The organism is Streptomyces hyaluromycini (genome assembly GCF_002217755.1).
In the GTDB taxonomy this organism is placed as follows: Bacteria; Actinomycetota; Actinomycetes; order Streptomycetales; family Streptomycetaceae; genus Streptomyces; species Streptomyces hyaluromycini.
In genome coordinates this window covers 136,140-156,859 of sequence record NZ_BCFL01000032.1, presented here as the reverse complement: position 1 = coordinate 156,859, position 20,720 = coordinate 136,140, and the positions used below count along the sequence as shown (strand labels likewise).

13 protein-coding genes are annotated in these 20,720 nt (G+C 69.8%); 7 read left to right on the top strand and 6 right to left on the bottom strand.

Going from position 1 to position 20,720, the window contains the following annotated elements:
- Window positions 1–210 precede the first annotated feature (210 nt).
- Window positions 211–1,206 (bottom strand): hypothetical protein, encoded by a 996-nt coding sequence (locus SSP29_RS43365; protein ID WP_089106461.1) that lies wholly within the window; start codon window positions 1,204–1,206, stop codon window positions 211–213.
- A 1,115-nt stretch (window positions 1,207–2,321) separates the two neighbouring features.
- On the opposite strand from SSP29_RS43365, the gene SSP29_RS43360 reads away from it, so the two are divergent.
- The 3 genes from SSP29_RS43360 to SSP29_RS43350 are packed head-to-tail and all read left to right on the top strand — an operon-like array spanning window position 2,322 to window position 8,224.
- A complete protein-coding gene (locus SSP29_RS43360; protein ID WP_167450144.1) occupies window positions 2,322–3,995 on the top strand; it encodes a phosphorylase family protein in 1,674 nt (557 codons plus the stop codon).
- 12 nt (window positions 3,996–4,007) lie between these two features.
- Window positions 4,008–7,016, top strand: a complete 3,009-nt coding sequence (locus SSP29_RS43355) for a DEAD/DEAH box helicase (protein ID WP_089106459.1) — start codon at window positions 4,008–4,010, stop codon at window positions 7,014–7,016.
- Window positions 7,013–8,224, top strand: coding sequence for a hypothetical protein (locus tag SSP29_RS43350; RefSeq protein ID WP_089106458.1), 1,212 nt, complete (start codon window positions 7,013–7,015; stop codon window positions 8,222–8,224). The genes SSP29_RS43355 and SSP29_RS43350 overlap by 4 nt, the downstream gene beginning before the upstream one ends.
- Before the next feature lie 47 nt (window positions 8,225–8,271).
- Here SSP29_RS43350 and SSP29_RS43345 read toward each other — a convergent pair whose 3' ends face one another.
- Window positions 8,272–8,700, bottom strand: coding sequence for a secondary thiamine-phosphate synthase enzyme YjbQ (locus SSP29_RS43345; protein ID WP_089106457.1), 429 nt, complete (start codon window positions 8,698–8,700; stop codon window positions 8,272–8,274).
- Window positions 8,701–8,785: 85 nt separating this feature from the next.
- Here SSP29_RS43345 and SSP29_RS43340 point away from each other — a divergent pair, with 85 nt between their 5' ends.
- Window positions 8,786–9,862, top strand: coding sequence for an NAD(P)-binding domain-containing protein (locus SSP29_RS43340; protein ID WP_089106456.1), 1,077 nt, complete (start codon window positions 8,786–8,788; stop codon window positions 9,860–9,862).
- 12 nt (window positions 9,863–9,874) lie between these two features.
- On the opposite strand, the gene mltG is transcribed toward SSP29_RS43340, so the two are convergent.
- Window positions 9,875–10,798 (bottom strand): endolytic transglycosylase MltG, encoded by a 924-nt coding sequence (mltG, locus tag SSP29_RS43335; protein WP_150136065.1) that lies wholly within the window; start codon window positions 10,796–10,798, stop codon window positions 9,875–9,877.
- 361 nt (window positions 10,799–11,159) lie between these two features.
- Window positions 11,160–13,088: an ABC transporter ATP-binding protein gene (locus SSP29_RS43330; protein ID WP_245883525.1), complete on the bottom strand. Its 1,929-nt coding sequence runs from the start codon at window positions 13,086–13,088 to the stop codon at window positions 11,160–11,162.
- A 94-nt stretch (window positions 13,089–13,182) separates the two neighbouring features.
- Between SSP29_RS43330 and SSP29_RS43325 the strand changes: the two genes are divergently transcribed.
- On the top strand, window positions 13,183–13,635 hold the full coding sequence (locus SSP29_RS43325; protein WP_089106455.1) for a MarR family winged helix-turn-helix transcriptional regulator: 453 nt from the start codon (window positions 13,183–13,185) through the stop codon (window positions 13,633–13,635).
- Window positions 13,636–13,696: 61 nt separating this feature from the next.
- On the opposite strand, the gene SSP29_RS43320 is transcribed toward SSP29_RS43325, so the two are convergent.
- Both SSP29_RS43320 and SSP29_RS43315 read right to left on the bottom strand, forming a co-directional pair.
- Window positions 13,697–15,055, bottom strand: a complete 1,359-nt coding sequence (locus tag SSP29_RS43320) for a cation:dicarboxylate symporter family transporter (protein ID WP_089106454.1) — start codon at window positions 15,053–15,055, stop codon at window positions 13,697–13,699.
- 181 nt (window positions 15,056–15,236) lie between these two features.
- Window positions 15,237–16,847, bottom strand: coding sequence for a peptide-N4-asparagine amidase (locus SSP29_RS43315; RefSeq protein WP_150136062.1), 1,611 nt, complete (start codon window positions 16,845–16,847; stop codon window positions 15,237–15,239).
- Window positions 16,848–16,988: 141 nt separating this feature from the next.
- On the opposite strand from SSP29_RS43315, the gene SSP29_RS43310 reads away from it, so the two are divergent.
- Together SSP29_RS43310 and SSP29_RS43305 are read left to right on the top strand one after the other, a co-directional pair.
- Window positions 16,989–18,503, top strand: a complete 1,515-nt coding sequence (locus tag SSP29_RS43310; protein WP_245883524.1) for a M1 family metallopeptidase — start codon at window positions 16,989–16,991, stop codon at window positions 18,501–18,503.
- Between the two features lie 214 nt (window positions 18,504–18,717).
- A complete protein-coding gene (locus SSP29_RS43305; RefSeq protein ID WP_150136060.1) occupies window positions 18,718–20,709 on the top strand; it encodes an N-acetylmuramoyl-L-alanine amidase in 1,992 nt (663 codons plus the stop codon).
- Window positions 20,710–20,720 lie beyond the last annotated feature (11 nt).

The following is a 20,720-nucleotide window of genomic DNA, read 5'->3' as shown; positions in this document are numbered from 1 at the left end:
ACCCGCACCTTTCGCCGCGGATTATCCCTGCTTGTATCCGCGAAACTCCCTCAAGGCAAGCCCAGGCTAGCCGTTTCTCGGCGTGCACCAGGCCACCGCCGTGGTCGATCTCTGCGGGACCGACCGCGACAGGTGGAGCGCCAGCGCGGCGAAAAGAAGCCGATCATGACTCGTCCACCGCGTCGGCACTACGGCGTCGTCGCCGGCTGATCAGGAGTCGAAGCGCTTGGTCACCGCCAACGTTGTCCCTTCAAGGGACGTTCCCACTGGCGTCGCAGCCCACTGAGCCAACAGCAACGGCTTCTCATCCACGACCTTCAGCAAGTGCACGATCTCGTGAGTCTCCGGTGCAGCTGGAAGAGTGCAGAGGACCACAGAGTTGCCCGTCGCGCTGGTGTGTTCTCCGTACTCTTCGTCCGGGTCATCCGGCTCCCAGCGCCCGATCTCGACCTCCCACGAGCTGTTGTTGCCGCCAAGTTCCGGCGCTTGCACCGTCAGGTAGAAGCCGTCGGAGTCGAACGGCTCCGCAAAGAGTTGGCAGCTGGGATCGTCCAGTGAAGCCCACATGGCGTCAGTGTGGGAGTGCGCCGTGACCAGAACCCGGAGGTGGGAGACGGCTTCCGCCTGCTCCTTCGCAGCGAGTCCTCCCTCACGACGATCGAGCTGCTCCCGTGTCTCGTTGCTCAGCGTCCGCAGTCCGTCGTCGTGCTTCACGAAGGGATGACCGAACTCCCAGTGACGCTCGACCTCCGGCTCATCCCCCGAGGAAGTGCCTGTGAAATCGGCGAGTCCGGCGCGCAAATCACGTTCCTCCAGCTCCAGTTCGGAACGGATCGCCCTGCTGACGGTGTCGGGCAAAGCCACCAAATGGCTTTCCAGGTCGGCGAGCGCCTGGTGAAGCCTCAAGCAGACGTACTCGTACCAAAGGCTGTGGGCGCCATTCAGAAGATCGGCACGAGCCGCATCGTCGGTCAGCGCCGCAACGTGCTTGCTCGGGTAGTAGCCCCCAGGCCGTTCCCGGCTGTCGTGGATGCTGACCGGGACTGTAGCGAAGGCGGAGATCCGATTGAGTACGTCGACGATCGGGGCCGCTAGGCGAGCATCGGAAAGACTGGTCACGGTCTTGGACACCACGCCATCCGAACCTTGATAGGTCGCCAGGATTTGAGTCTTTCCACGGTTGGCATGCTGAGAGTAGACGGTCACGGAAACGCCTTTCACCTGTCCGGCGTACGACAGCTGGACAGGAAGGTGCGTAGGGAGCGTGGAAGGAGGTGGTGGCGAAGGCGCTTTCCGACGCTCCGTACCTCAAGATGAACGGGGGTGGCCCGGGTACCGTCCCAGGCTCCATTCCTACCCGCAGGCTAACCGCATGGACGGCGCGCCACAAGCTCTTCCTGGTCCCCTCCATCGCGATCCGCGATCAGAGTGCCAAGTTCACCCATGACACGCGGGATCTGTCCGGCGGCCCGAGCCAACCAGCGAGTAACTCCACGCCTGCTTTTATGCATCGTAGGCCGGGCGGATCCCGTCCGAGCGGATGGTCCGTCGACCTTCGCATTGGTTCGCCCTGCCGGTCGAGACATGGTGAACGGGGCGGTTTAAGGACCGTTCTGGAAGCCACTGGAAAGCCAACGTCGATACCTGGGGCTCCCGGCAGCCTTTCCGATGCTGGGCAACCAGGCTCGGCCGTTCGCGACGAGAATGTCGGTAATGAGCGGCCGTTCTGGCAGCGGCGCACGCACGGTCAGCCGGCGCCAACACCGTCGAGGCAGTTCTCGACAAATCCCGGCAACGGGGTGTCCTGACCCAGGAACAGCTCCCCACCGGTGACAGGTCGTCGGTCTTATCATCAGGCCGAGCCCTTCGGGCCACCGGTAACTGCCATTTGGCCACATCAGAAGGCCAAAAGTGACAGCCAGGCCAAGTGTTGCGCTTTGTGTTGATTGCTCTCAGTCACCCCGCCTCGCCATGCGAGGTGGGCCCGGTCCCCCCAGTGGCCGCTCGACCGCGGACACACGGCCGGTACGAGGGCGCGATGCGGTGATCACGCCGTCTCAGTCCTCGCTGCCGATGGAGCGGACCGCATCAGACGGCCAGGCTCGCACCGGCACCGGGCTGTCCGTACTGCCATCTTCATGTGCGTTGAGAGCTGACCCGTTGGCGAATGCTCTCCCAGGCACCCTGGCTAGAGTGACCCTTTCTGCCGCTTCATGTTCCGAGCGGGAGGACCGCTGGGAGTCGTGAGGTCCGGTCTCAGATTCCGTGAAGGTGGAGGGGTTCCATTGGGGGGAATGAGAAGGCGACGGCCCATCGTGGTCGTGCTCACTGCCTTACAGGTGGAGTACGAGGCGGTACGTCGGCACCTGCAGGACGTCCACGAGGTCGAACTGCCACAGGGCACCCTCATCGACGTCGGCCGCACACCGGGCCTCAACTGGGATGTGGCGCTGGCCGAGACGGGCCCGACCAACACCCGTGCCGCCCTCGTCACGCAGTCCACGATCGAGTACTTCGGCGCCGAGGCTGTGCTCTTCGTCGGCGTCGCCGGTGCGCTCAAGGACGATGTCCGCCTCGGCGACGTCGTCGTCGCCAGGAAGGTCTACGGCTATCACGGCGGACGCGAGAGCGTGGACGGGTTCGCCGCTCGACCTGACGCCTGGGAACCGGCGTACGACGTGGACCAGTTGGTGCGCTCCGCTCGACGCAACGAGCCATGGGTCTTCCTCCCTCCGGATACGCGGCCCCGTACACCGCCTCGGGTTCACTTCGAGCCGATCGCCTCGGGCGATGTACTGCTCGGCTTCCGTGACTCCGAGACGGCCCGTCGGATCCGCCGGCACTACAACGACGCCGTGGCCATCGATATGGAGAGCCACGGCGTCACTCACGCGGCCAAGATGAACCGCGCGGTACGGGCCCTCTCCATCCGCGGCATCAGCGACTCCGCCGACCCGGACAAGGCCACACGCGACGCAGCCGGCTCCCAAGAGACCGCGGCACGGCACGCCGCCGCCTTCGCACTGCGGGTACTGCGCGACCTGTACCCCGCTGGGCGACCTGCCCAGGAGCAACCGCCGGGGCCCGTCGTCGTGGTGTCCGGCCCCGACCGCGCCGCCGGCCCAGCGGCCTGGGACAGTCGGCCTGTCGTCAAGGTCGAGGGACAGGAGTACCTGCTCTACGAAGGCCCCGGAGACCTCCTTCACGAGTCGCGGGACGGCGACGTGCTACGACGTCAGGCAGTGGCGCGTGTGGTGTCCGACGGGGACACTGCTCGCGGCACCTACGCCTGGCTGCGCCAAGTCGAGTGGACACGGCCTCTGCCGGGCCCGGGAGGCTTCGACCCCCTGGCCGCGCTCGAACAGGAAGCCCGGTTGTGCCGTGCCCTCCGCGGCCCCGACGTCGTCCAGCTGACCCGCAGCGGAAACACCGCCACTCTCGCCCTGGCCTGGCCGGGTGACCCGAAGCTCGGCCGCCCCCGGGAAACCCTCCACGAGCTGCTCCCCGAACCGCCGGTTCCGGCGGACCCGCTGCGCCTGTGGTCGATCGTGAAGGGGCTCGCCAGGGTTGCCGAGACCCTCGAACGGCTGAGCGGCGAGCAGTTCTCCCATCGAGCGCTCCAGCCGACCGCGGTCGTGATGGAACGGCCACGCATGGTGCTGCGCGACTTCGGTCTCGCCACCGTGCCACCCCGCCCGGGCGAGAACCCCGGGCCCTATCAGGCCCCCGAGCAGCGGTACGGCTCCGGCGCCCGCCCCGGGCCCGCCACCGATGTCTACCAGCTGGGCGCACTGCTGTACCGCGCGCTGAGCGGCCGCATCCCCGAGCCCGGACTGCCTCCCTACCGTGGGTCGGCCTCCGTACCGGACAGTCTCATCCATACCGTTGCCGGCGCTCTGCGGGAGGACCCTGCGGCCCGTCCCGATGTCCGTACGCTCCGTCGCGCTCTGCTTGCCACTGCACGCGAGCTGACGTCAGTCCCGCCCCAGCGCTGAGGAGCGTTACCGATGTCCGTCGCCACCATCACCTTACGCGCTCCGCTGGTGCTCGTCCCGGGGCTGGGCCTTGACGAACAGCTCCGTGCAAAGGCTGAGTCCAGCGCCGGTCTGCCGCCCGACGTCTCGCAGATCGTCCACGATCTGAACCAGCTCGACGGCGGCGCCGCCGTGAGCGTCAGCCCGGCAAACGGCAAGTACAAACCATCCTTGCTGGTTCACACGCGTACGTATCGCTTGCGCCTCGAGGCCACGAACCGAGGTACCGGCTACTTCGTCAAGCACATCGATCCGCTGCGCCTCGCCGACCACGCACGTCTTGCCCGATCCTGTCTCCTGGTGCGCCCGCCTGCCTGGAAGATGGTGTTCGAACTGAGGGCCGTGCCCGAGGGCTCGGATGCCCAGTGGCAGGACCTTGAAAAGGCCTGGCAGGGTCTCGGCGAGATGCAGGCTCAGACGCGAGAAGCCCCTTCCGTCGTCAGCGAAGCCGAGTCGGAGTTCCTCGACACGTTGGAGCGGCTGATCGACGCGACCGAGGAGATCACCACCCGGGAAGAGCGCGAGGCCGCCCCATTCCCTTATCAGCGCCTCACAGCCACAGGCGGCAAGCGCGGCAGCACTCCGCAGTCGGTCTACGAATTCCACCTCATCGGCCCGGAGTCACCGCCGGTCGGCGCCTTCGTCCGCGTACAGGGCGACACAGAGACCCGTGGGAAGGTCAACCGGGCGGCGGAGCGTTCCGTCACCGTCCGCTTCGATCAACCCGTGTCGTGGGAGCGGCTGCCGGCACGCGGCGCTCTGGAACTCATCCCGAGCAGCGTGATCTTCAACAAACAGCGACAGGCCGTGGCGAGCCTCCGCACGTGGGGCACCAGGAACGCGGGCCTCCTCCCGGCAGTGGTCGAGCACCGCGTGCGCACAATCCCAACCAGCACCGCACAGCCGCATGAGGAACTTGATCCCGAGCAACTCGACGCGTTCCGGAAGGCGTTGACCACCGAGGACCTGCTGGTGGTGCTCGGCCCTCCCGGCACCGGCAAGACCCGCACCATCACCGAGATCGCCCATACCGCCGCGACGACGGCCACCGTCGGCAGTGGCCGGGTCCTCGTCACCTCCCACACCAATCGCGCCGTGGACAACGTTCTGGCACGCCTGCCACGGGATCTCGTGGTGATACGGGTAGGAGACGAGAGCAAGGTCCACGCCGACGTGAAACCGTTGCTCCTGGAGGAACAGTCGGAGAACCTCTCCGAAGGCATCCGACACGCCATGACCCGGCGCGCACAGGCCTACCGAGAGGCAACGGCTGCCGAGCCGTGGACAGCCGAACTTGCCACTCGAGTTCACCAGGTCGACGACCTGGTCCAGGAAGCGAAGATCGCGGCCCTGCGTCTGCAGGATGCGATCCAAACGGCCGTCGCACCGGCCCAGGCACGGTTGGCGGCACTCCAGCACAAGGAGGGTGAACGGGAGTCGGCCCTGCAGTCTCTGGTCGACCGTGCCGCGTGGCTCCAGGAAAAAGTAGGGTCCGAGCAGTTGCGCTCCGACGCCTTCTTCACCGGTCGGCTGCACCGCTCCCGGGCTCGCCGCCGGGGCGAGGAGCTCACCACGGTGGTAGCCGAGATTCAGCGGCTCAATGCACTCGGACCCGACCTGCGCCAGCAGGCAGAAGCGGCGGTCACCGAGGCGGAGCGTGCAGTCCGCGAGGACGCCACTGTCAGCGCGGCCCGTACCACACATCAGGTGACGGAACTTCGGATCGGCGAGAGCCTTCAATCTGCCTATGAAGCCGCCGACATGGCTGTCCAGGCGCTGGGCGCAGGCGTACCGGGCGTACCCGCGCCGGCTCGGCTGCGGGATCCGGCCGATGCGACAGCCGCGCTGCACACCCTGCACCGGCAGTTGGAGGCGTGGCTACCGGTCCTCTCGCAACGCGAGGAACTCACCCGGCAGTGGCAGGCCGCGATCGGCCAGGACCCGGGCCAGCTGGTGCCCGAACTCGTCCGCTACGCCCAGGTGGTCGGGGCCACCTGCATAGGCGCCGCATCCCGCGCTGAACTGTCCGGTGTCGAGTTCGATTTGGGAATCGTCGACGAGGCCGGCCAAATCGGCGTCGCGGACACACTGGTCCCGCTGAGCCTGGTTCGCCGTGGTGTTCTGGTCGGTGACGACCGGCAGCTGCCTCCCTTCCGCGACCCCGAGGTGGATGAGTGGGCCCAAGCCGTCGACGACCCCGAACTTGTCCGGTTGATGTCCCAGAGCGCCTTGGAACGCTTGCGCGCCGGACTGCCCTCCTCGCATGTCGTACAGCTGACCCGCCAGCGCCGGATGCCCGCCGAGATCGCCGACTTCATCTCGGCTGCCTTCTACCGGGGTGAACTGCTCACCGAGAAGGACCACCGGCACACCGACCCCTTGTTCGCGAGCCCGATGGCCTTCGTGGACACCGCCGCGTTGCCTGACCGCGTACGTCGTGAATCGGGGGGCCATCGCGCCGAGGGCCGCGGCCGCAAGGGCCCCTTCAACACCTGTGAAGCACGTCTCCTGGCCCGGCTCGCCGCCTTCTACCACCGCCGGGGTTCCGAATGGGTGGTGATCGTCCCCTACCTCGCCCAGCGCCTGGAGGTCGTTCGCCACCTGACCCCGCTGATCGGTGATTCCCAGCTTGCGGACGCCTCGGTCGGCAGCGTCGACTCCTACCAGGGCGGGGAGCGCGACGTCGTCCTGTACGGCTTCACGCGCAGCAACCCCGAAGGACGGATCGGCTTTCTCAAGGAGCTGCGCCGAGCCAACGTCGCCTTCACTCGCGCCAAGAGCCAACTGGTCCTCACGGGCGACCTGAGCACTCTGATCCGTGCCAACGATCCAGGCTTCCGCACACTCATCGAAGACCTGCACCAGCATCTGCTCGACCGCGGCGACCTGAGGGACTACCGGGATGTCATGGCGACCCTCGCCAAAGCCGTCCCGGACACAGGCGAAGCCGCCGACCCACACGCGGAAGGACACCGCCCGTGACGACCGCTCCCCGCCTGATGAACTTCCCCGAAGAGCGAGTCCTGGAGGACGCCGCATTCGGCCAGGGCATCGAACCCACCCGGCTCTACGCTCTGCTGTTGCCCATCTGGCAGGTGGAGATCCGCGCCGATGTCACCGAGGGCGAGGACTTCTTCCTCATCGACCGCTTCCTGGAGCGCGGGCTGCGCCACGGCGCCCTGCACACCGTGGACGAACTCGCCGTGTTCTTCGCCCTGGACCAGGCCTTGGTAGCGCAGGCCGTGCGCTTCCTGGCCGCGATCGGGCACCTGCGGGAGGAGACCGGAGGGCGGCTGTCCCTGACGCCGCTCGGGCAGCGATCCGTGGACGACGACATCCGCTACGTGGTCACCCGCCAGGACCGCCGCAAACTGTACTTCGAGGCACTGAACTGCACGCCGCTGACGCGAGTCCACTACGACGAAGAGGTCGTGACCCTGCTGCCCGCCCACGAACTGGCCAGGGTGACACGAAGCGACCACTACCCGCGCTTCACCCCCATCACCGTGGCATCCGGCTTCGACCGCTCAGCCCTGGATCGCCTGAAAGACCGAAAGGACCGGGCCCGGTTCAATCTGCCCGTCGCTCTGGACGCGCTGGAGAGCCTGGAGGAGACAGTCGTCCACCTGCCCGTCTACGTGGTGCGCGGCCGGAAGGGGCTCCTGGTCTACGGCCAGGCCGAGGCGGGGACCGCGCCCGACCCGGAGCTCAGCGAGCTGTGCACCCGTGCTCCAGAGCTGATCAACGTTCTCGACAACGAGGAGACGGGAGAGGAGGCGGACGAGCGCGTCCTGCGGTCCGCCCGGAGGTGGCTCCGCGAGCAGGGCCTCGACTCTGTCGCCCCGGAACAGGACGACGACGGCACATGGTCGGTCTCGCTGCCCGCCAGCGCCTTCGGTGAGGAGTGGATCCCGGTATCCCGTATCGGCAGCTACCGCATGGCGGGCAGCCGATTCTTCCGCTTGTGGTGCCCGGAGGAGACACCACGCAAGCTCGCTCTCCTTGTCCGCCTGGACCAACGTATGGGCTCACGTCGGAAGGTCACTCGGCACGAAGCGGAGGAACTTGTCGCTCGCCTGGCCCGTCAATTGCGCCTGGAGGTCCCCGAACTGTCCCGGCTCCGCGCCGGCGCAGAGAAGACGGGGCTCAGCGGCCTCGAGGCTCAATTGGCCCGGCTGGTAGGCGAATGAAACCGGCCAGCTCCTGCTTGCCGGATGCGAGCCGATCAGGGACAAGGTCACGCCCCCGCAAGAAAGGTAACGCGCACCTTTCGTTGCGGATTATCCCGGTTTGTATCGACCAAGCACACCGACTGCCAGGTGCCCAGCGCCAAGCGGCCGTTGATCACCGGGAGGGTGGCGTGCGGGGGGACGATCGCCGGGAGGACGTGGTCGCGGCCGTGGCCGGGGCTGCCGTGCCGGTGCTGCCAGCGGTCGTCGGCGGGAAGCAGAGTGTGCAGGGCGGCCAGCAGGTCGTCGTCGCTGCCGGCGCCGGTCTCGATGACCGCGATGCCGGCCGTCGCGTGCGGCGTGAAGATGTTGAGCAGGCCGTCGCGGCCGGCCGCGGCCTCGCGGAGGAAGGCCTCGCAGTCGCCGGTCAGGTCGACGACCCGCTCCCGGCTCCCGGTGGCGACATCGAGTTCTCGTGTGGTGAAGGCATCCGACATGCCTCCATCGTGGCCCATGCGCCGGGCAGGTCTGCGAGCGGCCGGGCCGGGAAGATCCACGGCCGTCCCCGCTGTTGGTAGAAGCGTGAACAATGCGCGTGAGGTCGAGGTAGTCGTCATCGGCGCTGGTCAGGCAGGTCTGTCCAGCGCCTATCATCTGCGGCGCACCGGCTTCGAGCCGGACCGCGACTTCGTGGTGCTCGACCACTCCCCCGCGCCGGGCGGCGCCTGGCAGTTCCGGTGGCCGTCCCTGACGTACGGCAAGGTGCACGGGATGCACGCGCTCCCGGGCATGGAGCTGACCGGGGCCGACCCGGCGCGGCCGTCCGCCGAGGTCATCGGCGAGTACTTCGCGGACTACGAGCGCACCTTCGACCTGCGGGTGCACCGGCCCGTCGACGTCCGCGCGGTGCGCGAGGGCGAGGGCGGGCGGCTGCTCGTGGAGACCGACCAGGGCGACTGGTCGACGCGGGCGCTGATCAACGCCACCGGTACCTGGGACCGGCCGTTCTGGCCGCGCTACCCGGGCCAGGAGACCTTCCGCGGGCGGCAGTTGCACACCGCGCAGTACGCCGGGCCCGAGGAGTTCGCCGGCAAGCGGGTCGTGGTCGTCGGCGGCGGGGCCTCCGGCACCCAGCATCTGCTGGAGCTCGCCCCGTACGCGGCCGCCACCACCTGGGTCACCCGGCGGCCGCCGGTATTCCGCGAGGGCCCCTTCGACGAGGGCGCGGGCCGGGCCGCGGTGGCGCTGGTGGAGGAGCGGGTACGGCAGGGGCTGCCGCCGCGGAGCGTGGTCTCGGTCACCGGGCTGCCCCTGAACGACGCGATCCGGCAGGGCCTGGAGGACGGAGTCCTGGACCGGCGGCCGATATTCGACCGGATCACCCCCGACGGGGTGGAGTGGAACGACGGGCGGCGCGTCGACGCCGATGTCATCCTCTGGGCCACCGGATTCCGTGCCGCCCTGGACCACCTGGTGCCGCTGCGGCTGCGCGAGCCGGGCGGCGGGATCAGGGTCGAGGGGACCCGCGCGGTCGCCGATCCGCGCGTCCACCTCGTCGGCTACGGCCCGTCGGCCAGCACCATCGGCGCCAACCGCGCGGGGCGCGAGGCCGTACGGGACATCAGGCGGCTGCTGGCCGGGGAACCGGTCGCCGCGTGACGCACCGGCGGCTCAGCGCGGCGGCCGCGAGACCTGCGGCGACCGCTGGGCCTTGCTGCTCTGTGCGGCGTTGAAGTCGGCGACGTTGCGCTGGTGTTCGGCGTAGTCGGCGGTGAACCGCGTGTCCCCCGGCTTGACCGTGACGAAGTACAGCCAGTTGCCCGGTGTCGGGTTCAGCGCGGCATGCATCGCGTCCACGCCCGGGTTGTCGATCGGCGAGGGCGGCAGTCCCATGCGCTGGTAGGAGTTGTACGGGTTCTCGATGCGGGTGTCGCTCAGCGTGGTGTTGAGGGTGCTGCGGTTGAGGGCGTAGTTGAGGGTGGAGTCCATCTGGAGCGGCATGCCGCGCTGCAGCCGGTTGAGGACGACGCGCGCCACCTTGCCCATGTCGGCCCTGCCGGCGGCCTCGGCCTGGACGATGCTGGCGATGGTGACCGCCTGGTAGCCGTTCATCGCGTCGCGCTGGGCGCCGGCCGCGACGGGTGCCCCGCCGAACCTCTTGTTGGCGGTGTCGACCATGAACCGCAGCACCGACTGCGGGGTCGCGTCCTTCTCCAGGGGATAGGTGGCCGGGAAGAGATAGCCCTCCGGGTTGCCCCCGGCGTCGCCGGGAAGCTTCAGGTCCGCGGTGCCGACGGAACTCCTGGTACTGCCCGCGGGGAGGGCGAGGGCCTTGTCGACGGCGTCATAGATCTGGGACGCCCGCCAGCCCTCCGGGATGACCAGGGTGGTGGACGCGGCCGCGCGGCCGGCCAGGGACAGCAGGGGCACCGCCACCGCGGCACCGGCGACGACGGCGCCGGTCACGCCGAGGACGATCCTGCCGCGGCGGGTCAGCCGGATCGACTTCCTTCGCGTCGTCGTTCCGCGGCTCGCGGCGCCTCGGCTCACGGCCGTCCGTCGGCCCGGGTCCCCTGGCGGAGTGTTCATCTGCATGCGGGCACGTTAGCCCTTATAACTCCACAAACCCGACATATCTTCAGCTTGTCGCCCTCGATTTGTCGGCTTCGATGGGTCGAACGGGGTGCAGCGACTGCGGTAAGACGGCCGAGGTGGGCAGCGGAGGCGGGGCGGAACGGCTGCGGTGGGGGCGGGGCAGGACGGCCTCGGCGGGCCGGGGCGGAGCGGCTGCGGTGGGCCGACTGCGGTAGGCCGAGCTCACCGGCCGGCCTCGGTTGGCCGGCCACGGTCGGGCCGGCCACGGTCGGTCGGCCGCCACCGGTCGGCCGCCACCGGTCGGCCGCCACCGGTCGGCCGCCACCGGTCGGCCGCCGCCGGTCGGCTTCAGCCGCCGGCCTCAGTTCGTCGGCGGTGTCGCGTGCCTGCGTCCCCGGTCGCCCCGCCTGCGCACCGGCCGCAGGGCCGTCTCCCACTGGGTCGCCTCGTCGCCGCCGGAACCGGCCGGCTCCACTGCCGGCTCGACCGCCGTCTCCAGCCGGGCGTCCCGGCGCACCAGTGCCGCGTACCGGCCGTCGAGCTCCAGCAGTTCCTCGTGCGTGCCCCGTTCGGCCACGTGTCCGGAGTCGAGGACGACGATCTGGTCGGCGCCCTGGATCGTGGAGAGCCGGTGGGCGATGGTGACGGTCGTCCGGTTGGCCGACAGGGCGTCGATCGCGTCCTGGACCGCGTGTTCGGTGCGGGTGTCCAGGGCACTGGTCGCCTCGTCGAGGATGAGGACCGGCGGGTCGCGCAGGATGGTGCGCGCGATGGCCAGCCGCTGCTTCTCACCGCCCGAGAAGCGGTGTCCGCGTTCGCCGACGACGGTGTCGTAGCCGTCGGGCAGCGAGGCGATGTGGTCGTGGATCTGGGCCGCGCGGGCGGCCGCGTGCAGCTCCTCGTCGGTGGCGTCCGGCTTGGCGAAACGCAGGTTGTCGGCGACCGAGGCGTGGAAGAGGTACGTCTCCTGGGAGACGACGCCCACCGCGCGGGCGAGGGTGTCGAAGTCGAGGTCACGGACGTCGACGCCGTCCAGGGTGACCCGGCCGCCGGTGACGTCGTAGAGCCGGGGAACCAGGTAGCCGAGCGTGGACTTGCCGGCGCCGGTCGGGCCGACGACGGCCAGGCCGGTGCCGGCCGGGACGGTGATGTCGATGCCGTCGAGGACGGGGCCCACCTTGTCGTTGTGCCTGTCGTACCGGAACTCGACGCCCTCGAAGCGGACCTCGCCCTTCACCCGGTCGAGGTGGACCGGCTCGTCCCGCTCGGTGATGTCGATGGGCAGGTCGAGGTACTCGAAGATGCGCTGGAAGAGAGCGAGCGAGGTCTGGATCTGGACGCCGGTCGCCAGCAGGCTCACGGCCGGGCGGAACAGGCCCTGCTGGAGGGAGACGAAGGCGACGATGGTGCCCAGCGAGATCTGCGGGCCGCCCGCCTGGAGGGCCATGCCGGCGGTCCAGTAGATGACGGCGGGCATCGCGGCCATCACGATCGTGATCACGGCCATCCGCCAGCGGCCGGCCATGTTCGACCGCACTTCCAGGTCGACCAGCTGCTCGGACTCCTCCGCGAAGGAGGCGGTCAGCGAGTCGGCGCGGCCCATGGTGCGGCCGAGCAGGATGCCGCTGACCGAGAGCGACTCGGTGACCGTGGCGGCCATCGCGGCCATCTGCTTCTGGCGCTGCGTGGTGATCTTCTTGCGCTCGTTGCCGACCCGGCGGCTGATCCACACGAAGAGCGGAAGGAGGACCATCGAGACGATGGTGAGCCGCCAGTCGAGGGCGATCATCGCGACGATCGTGGCGACGACGCCGGTCAGGTTGGAGACCAGGGAGGTGGCCGTCGAGGTGACGGTGGCCTGCATGCCGCCGATGTCGTTGGCGATGCGGGACTGCACCTCGCCGGTGCGGGTGCGGGTGAAGAAGGCGAGCGACATGCGCTGCAGCCGGCCGTAGACGGCGGTGCGCAGGTCGTGCATGACGCGCTGGCCGACGGTGGTGGATATCAGCGTCTGCAGGACGCCGAAGACGCTGGTGAGGACGGCACTGGCGATCATGCCCAGCGCGAGCAGGCTGAGCAGTCCGGTGCGGCCCTGCGGGATCGCGGTGTCGAGGGTCGCCTTGAGCAGGAACGGGGTGGCGACCGAGACCAGCGAGGCGGCGCCGACCAGCAGGCCGACGATCGCGAGCCGGCCGCGGTAGGGACGGAAGAGCTTGAGGATGCGGCGCACCTGGCGGGGTTGACCGGCCGAGGTGCCGTCAGGGGTCCAGTTGATCTCGTCTCGGGGCATGGCTCCTACGGAGGGTGTGGTGTGTACGGACTCACGGAGCATAGCTCACTGTTACCTATACTCACAATGAACATAGTCCTGATATTGTTCCCGTATGAGCACCCCCGACCCCGACGGCCCGCTCGCCGAGCAGTTGCTACGCCTCACGCGCCGGGTGTGGCGTATCCAGAAGCGCCATCTGGAGGCGCGCGATCTGGGCGTCACCCCTGCCCAGTCTCGGCTGCTGCGCACCCTCGCGCACTACGACGCACCCCCGCGCATGGCCGACCTCGCCGCACGCCTAGAGGTGGTGCCGCGCGCGGTGACGACGCTGGTCGACGGCCTGGAGGCGAGCGGCAAGGTGTGCCGGGTGCCGGATCCGACGAATCGCCGGGTGACCCGGATCGAGATCACGGACGAGGGGTACGAGACCCTGCGCGAACTGCGGGCGGCGCGGCGGGCGGCGGTCGAGGAGATCCTGGCCCCGCTCTCGGAGGAGCAGCGGGTGGTGCTGGGCGGGCTGCTGGACACCCTGGTCGACGGGCCGGTGGCGGCGAAGCACTGCTGAGCCATGCCGAAGCGGCTCCCCCTGCTGCAAGGGGGAGCCGCTTCTCGCCTCGCGGTCGGCGTCAGCTTTCGGGCACCGGCTCCTTGGCCGGCTCCTCCGCGACCTCCTCCTGCACCGACTGCACCGCCCGGGCCGCACCGCCCAGCACCTGCTGGGCCCGCTCCACGTCCAGCGCGCCCTCCCAGCGGGAGACCGCGAAGACGGCGACGCAGTTGCCGAGCAGGTTGGTGACGACGCGCATCGAGTCCATGATGCGGTCGACGCCGAGCAGCAGGGCGACGGCGCCGGCCGGGATGGCGCCGAGCGAGGAGGCGGTGGCGGACAGCGCGAGGAACGCCGAACCGGGGATGCCGGCCATGCCCTTGCTGGTGAGCATCAGCACCAGGACGACGGTGATCTGCTGACCGAGGCTCAGGTCGACGCCCACGGCCTGGGCGATGAACAGGGTGCCGATGGAGAGGTAGAGCGAGGCGCCGTCGAGGTTGAAGGAGTAGCCGGTGGGCAGCACCAGGCCGACCGCGTCGTCCCGGGCGCCCGCCTTGCGCAGCTTCTGCATGACGCGCGGCAGCACGGACTCCGTGGAGGCGGTGCCCAGGGCGAGCAGCAGCTCCTCGCGGATGTAGCGGACGAACTTCCAGAGGCTGAGCCCGGTGACCGCCTTCAGGGCGACCGCCAGCAGGGCGATGAAGAGCGCGGCGGCCGCGTAGCACAGGACGATCAGCTTGGCGTAGGTCTCGATGACACCGAGTCCGTACTGGCCGATCAGGACGGCCATCGCGCCGAAGACGGCGATCGGGGCGAGGCGCATCACGAAGCCGACAATCGCGAAGATGATCTCCTGGGCCTGCTCGATGGCCGGCAGCACCTGCGGCACCTTGGTGTGGCCGAGGTGGAGCAGGGCCGCGCCCACCAGGCAAGCCAGGACGAGCACCTGGAGCAGGGAGTTCTCGGCGAAGGCGCCGATGAAACTGGTGGGCAGGGCGTTGAGCACGAACTCGGTCGTCGAGGGCAGCGAGCCGCCGCCCGTCTTCGCGTCGACCGCCTTGGCGCTCAGCGTGGCCGGATCGACGTGCATCCCGGAACCGGGCTGGACCACGTTGGCGGCGACGAGTCCGATGACCAGCGCGAGCGTGCTCGCCACCTCGAACCAGATCAGCGCCTTGAGCCCGATCCGCCCGAAGGCCTTGAGGTCACCGGCCTTGGCGATGCCGACGACGACCACGCAGAAGACGAGCGGGGAGATGATCGTCTTGATGAGCCGGGTGAAACCGTCGCCGAGCGGCTGGAGGTCCGAGGCGAAGCCGGGCCACAGCCGCCCGACGACGATTCCGAGCACGAGCGCGCAGGCGACCTGCGCGAAGAGAGAGGTACGCAGTATGCGTGCGACGCGTCGCGGCAGGGACGGGACGGACGGCGGCACGGGCACTCCTAGTGGGGGTTCGACTCGCGGAAGCCGAGCGGGACTTCTGCGATACGGAAAGCTGCTTCCGTGCCGTTCACTCTGGAGGTGTTCTTGATCCCGTCCGAGACCGCCGTGTCACGGCCGTGTAAATCACGGACCGAGTGACGCATCGCACACAACTCGGCTCAGCGGCCGCCGCTCAGCAGCCGCTGCGATCCACCGTCAGCACCCCCTGTTCGGTGGCCAGCGAGCGGTCGTAGCAGCCGTCCGAGCCGTACAGCCGGTAGCGCTCGCTCGACGTGCCGACCGCGTGCCGCTGGTCGCGCGGCACGTTCAGGGTGTACGTCGCGTCGCCGCTGTAGGTGTCGTCGAGCCGTGACCAGCCGGTGCGCCGGCCGCCTCGCGCCTCGGTCACCGCCGCCCGGTCCCCGAGCGTGAGGACGGTACGCAGCCGGTCGTCCGTGCCGACGGTGATGGCACCGCTCATGGTGTACGTGCGGTCGGTGCGGGTAGTCCGGGGCGCCCCGCCCGCCCCGACGGTGACGCTCTGGTCGTCCGTCCAGGTGGCGTCGAGCGCGTCCGTCGTCTCGCCGTCGTTCCAGCGGTGCACGGAGGTGTTGGCCAGCGTGCGGCTGACGGTGGTGGTCACCCGGCCGTGCGAGGTGTCGACGTATCCGGCGACGGTGAGCCGGTGCCCGGCGTCGGTGTCGACCCGGTACTCGCCGGAACCGGGAGTGTAGACGGAGGAGTTGGCCGGTTCGGACGCCTTGACCTCGGTGACCTTCCCCGTCACGTGGGCCCGGTGGGCGTCCTGCCACACCAGGACGTTCACGGGGGCGCTCCAGCCGGACTGCCCCGCGGGCACGCCGGCGACCGAGACCTCGACGCTGTGCGGGCGGCCGTCGTTCAGGAGCCCGGTGAACGGCGTCAGGTCGTATTCGATCGGCTTGACGTCGAAGGCGCGCGGGCCCGGAACGACGTACCAGAGGAACGGGTTGGACCAGCCGCCGGTCCACACGTTCGGGAACGGCGCGGCGATTCCGGCCAGTTGGCCGTCGACCTTGATCTGCACCTCCCGGTAGGGCCCCTTGTCCGCCTTGCAGGAGTACGACGCCGGGTCGGCCACGGTCAGGTACCAGAACTCCTCGCAGCCGCCGCCGGATCCGGTGGCGTACACCTCGGCGACGATGCGTTCGCTGTTGCGCGGGGTGGTGAGGGTGGTGCCGTCGCCGGCCAGGGTGAGCACCTTGTCGGGGACCGAGGCCTCGGGGCGTCCCGCGTAGAAGGTGAGGGTGGCCTTGACGTCGATGACGCCGGTGTAGGTGTCGTCGACAACGTTGCCGATGAGCATCTCGACGTCCTGCGTGGAACGGAAGGTGTCGCTGTAGCGGGTGACGTCCTTCTCCACGTGCCACTCGATGCCGTCCGGCGAGGGCTCGGGGGTGGAGGTGCGCAGCACCTCGACGCCGCCGACGTGCAGATAGCCCAGTCGGTCGTACTGACGGCCCTTCACCTTGCCGTCCAGCCGCAGGACGACCTTGCTCCAGCGGTCGCCGCAGCCCTGCGGGGGCGTGTACGTTCCCCGGTACGGGGTGAAGTCGCGGAACTGGGCCTCTGCCAGGGTGACTTGGCAGGATCTGGCGCCCTTGGGCACGGACACCGGCGGGGCCGCGGTGACCGGGTCGTGCCAGTCGGTGCCGAACTCGGCCGGGACGTCGGCGGCACGGGCGGCGGGAGCACCCGTACCGAGGAGCGCGCTCGCCAGGAGGGTCGCTCCGGCGAGCATGGACATGACGATCCGTTTTCTCATGGCCGGTGTTCTACGGGGAGTTGACCACCGACCGCAATGGCCGGACCGGTCGACGGCCGCCCGGTCGGCCACCCGACCGAGCGATCGCGCACCATGGGTACATATGGTGCTATAAGCGGATCAAGCCGTCACAGTGCTGTCATGGAGATCATGACCGCTCGTCACGCCCTGCGCGCCGCCCTCGCGCTCACGGGCGCCGTCGCGCTCACCGGCACCGGCTGTTCCGCCGGTGTCCCGCACCGGGGCCAGGGCGCCGCCCTCGGCGCCTCGGCGGCCGCGGCCGGCCCCGCCCCGTCCCCCGGCGCCCCCGGCATCGGCGACCCGCTCATGCCGCTGGACGGCAACGGCGGCTACACGGTCCGCCGTTACACGCTCGACCTCGACTGGCGGGCCCCCGAGACGCCCTTCCCGGCCGGTACCACCATCAGCGCCACCGCCACGCAGGCCCTGTCCCGCTTCGACCTGGACTTCGCCGGCAACACGCTGCACCGGGTCACCGTCGACGGCACGCCGGCCGCCGCCGTACGCGACGGCGACGAACTCGTCGTCACGCCGGCACGGCCGATCCGGCGCGGCAGCACGTTCACCGTCCACGTCGCCTACACCGCCGACCCCACCCAGCGACGGCGGCGGAGCGACGCGATCCGGGAGTACGGCTGGGTGCCCACCCCCGACGGCACGCTGATCTGTGCTCAGCCCGACGGCGCCAAGATGGTCTTCCCGGTGGACGACCACCCCAGCCTGCGGGCCCCCGTCACCTTCCGCATCACCACCCCGCCGGGTCTGGGCGCGGTGGCCAACGGCCGGCTCGTCGACCGCGTCCGGCGACCCGACGGGCGGGTCCGGTGGACGTACGACTCCGAGGAGCCCATCGCGGCGCAGCTGGTCCAGATGGCGATCGGGAGGTTCGCCTTCGTCGACAGCAAGGGGCCGCACGGCCTGCCCGTGCGCGACGTGGTCCCCGACGACCTGGTCACGGACACCGAGGCCGACCGCTCGCTGACCCCGCAGCACCTGGCCTGGCTGGAACAGCGCCTGGGCCCGTATCCGTTCCGCCGCTACGGCGTACTGGTCGGCGACACCGACCTGCCGGTGGCGCTGGAGACGCAGTCGCTGTCCGTCGTGCCGAAGGACGACCTGCTGGGCGACCAGGTCGATGCCGAACGCAACCTCGTGCACGAGCTGACCCACCATTGGACGGGTGACAGCGTCGCCATCAGGCGCTGGTCCGACCTGTGGCTGAGCGAGGGTCACGCCCGTTTCTACGAACGGCTGTACTCCGCCGAGCACGGCGGCGTGAGCATGGAGGACGCCATGCGGGCGGCCTACGAGCAGCACGACCAGTGGCGCCACGACGACGGAGCCCCGGCCGAGCCCACGGAGCCGACGCTGTTCAAGGTGATGCGCTACGACGGCTCGGCGCTGGTGCTGTATGCCCTGCGGGAGAAGGTCGGTGACGACACGTTCGACCGGATCGAACGCACCTGGGTGACCCGGTACCGGGGGCGCGCGGCCGGTACCCGGGACTTCGTCGCGCTCGCCTCCGAGGTCGCGGGCGAGGATCTGACGCCCTTTCTGACGCCGTGGCTGTACGGACCCGACACGCCGCCGATGCCGGGCCACCCCGACTGGCACGTGGACCCGGTCGAGGACTGAGCCCGCGCGGTGTGCGGCCGCCGCCGGATGCCGAGCCCTTGCCCGCCGACCGGGTGGCCTCTGCCGGAACGCTGGGCCACCCGGTCGACGTTCGGCGCGCCGTGCCGCGCCGGGCACGGAAACGTACGAGGGGTGATGCGAAGGGCAACCCCCTTGCCCTGATTGCGACGAGCGTGCCCGGTGACCCTCAGCAAGCGGTTGGAGACCCTCTGGTATGAGAAGAACTGTCGCTCCACGTGTGCCCGGTGCCCCCCGGACCTGCCGCCTGACGGCCTGCCTGATCGCGACGGCCGCACTGCTGCCACCCCTGCTGATCCTCCCGACGTCCGGCGCCGACGAGGCCGAGGACCAACGTCTGCAGAACGCCTTCACGGACGCCGCGCGCGAGTTCCACGTGCCGCGCAGCGTGCTCATGAGTGTGTCCTACATGCAGTCTCGCTGGGACACCCACCCCGGCACCCCCAGCGTCGCGGGGGGCTACGGCCCGATGCACCTGGTGGACACCGACCGCGCCCACGCCCCGGCACCGGCACCCGGCCCGCCGGAACCGGACGGCGGGAGGGCCGACCCGCTGGCGGGAACGGCGTTCGCCGCGGGCGGTCACGCCGTGCAGCCGGCGGACCTGGAACACGCCGCACGGCTGATCAAGGTTCCCGCCGGACAGCTGCGGACCGACGCCGAGGCCAACGTACGCGGCGGCGCGGCGCTGTTGGCCGCCACCCAACGGCATCTCGGCAAGCCGCTCAGCGCCGACCCGGAGGCCTGGTGGCAGGCGGTGGAACGTTTCCCCGGTACGCGTGACGTCACATCGGCGACGACATACGCCGACGACGTCTTCGGCCTGATCCGCAAGGGCGCGCACCGGACCACCGCGGAGGGGCAGGAGGTCACCCTCCCCGCCACCCCCGGCGTCCGTCCGCACCCCGGCCCGCAGACCCCCAAACGGCCCAAGAACGTCGAGTGCCCGCCCGAACTGGCCTGCGACTGGCTCGCCGCGCCCTACGAGGAGATCGACGACGACGGCGACTACGGCAACCACGACCTCGCCGACCGGCCCCGGGACCAGCGGATCGAGTACATCGTCATCCACGACACCGAGTCGACGCTGCCGAACATGTTCAAGACCGTGCAGGACCCCACCGAGGCGTCCTGGCACTACTCGGTCCGCTCCAGCGACGGCCACATCACCCAGCACGTCAGGACGAAGGACGAGGCCTGGCACTCCGGCAGCAAGTTCGTGAACGCCCGCTCGATCGGCATCGAGCACGAGGGTTTCCTCACCCACCCCGGAACCTGGTACACGGAGCAGATGTACCGGTCCTCGGCCCGGCTGGTGCGCTACCTCGCGAAGAAGTACGGCGTCCCGATGGACCGGCAGCACATCTTCGGCCATGACAACGTGCCGTCCCCGACCGGCGACAGCATTCCCGAGATGCACGAGGACCCCGGACCGTTCTGGGACTGGCGGCACTACTTCGACCTGCTCGGCGCACCGCTGAAGGCCACGGCCGGACCGGACAGCCCCGTGGTGATGATCCTGCCGGACTACGCCACCCACAAGCCGCGGTACACGGGGTGCGACGGCGCCGGGGTACCGTGCCGGCCGCACGGCTCCAGCGCGGTCCGCCTGTACACCCGGCCGGACGAGAACGCTCCGCTGATCCAGGACCCGGGCCGCCGGCCGGACGGCGACGAGTCCACAGAAGACGTCAGCGACCTGGGTTCGCGCGTCTCCACCGGCCAGATCTTCGCCGTGGCCGACCGCAGCGGCGAGTGGACGGCGATCTGGTACCAGGGCAACAAGGCGTGGTTCAAGAACCCCGCGGTGCACCCGACGGCCGTCGGTGCGCGCGGCCGCATGGTGACGCCCAAGGAGGGCCTGGACGAGATCCCGGTGTTCGGGCGGGCTCTCCCGGAGGAGGAGGCCTACCCGGAGGGAGTGGAGGAGGAAGAGGAGTCGCCGCTGCCGTACAGCCTGCGGGCCGGCCAGCGGTACGTGACGCAGTCAGGCGTCGGCGGCTCCTACGTCGACCGGTCCACCTTCTCCGACACGCCCCAGCCCGTGGTGCTGGGCCGGCAGCGGTACTACGAGATCCAGTTCGGCCACCGGCTCGCCTACGTACGGGCGGACGACGTGGACCTGGTGGACGCGGGCGGCACCACGGCGGGCCCGTCCGGCGGGGAGGCAAGTCCGGGCGGACAGTGACACAGCACGGG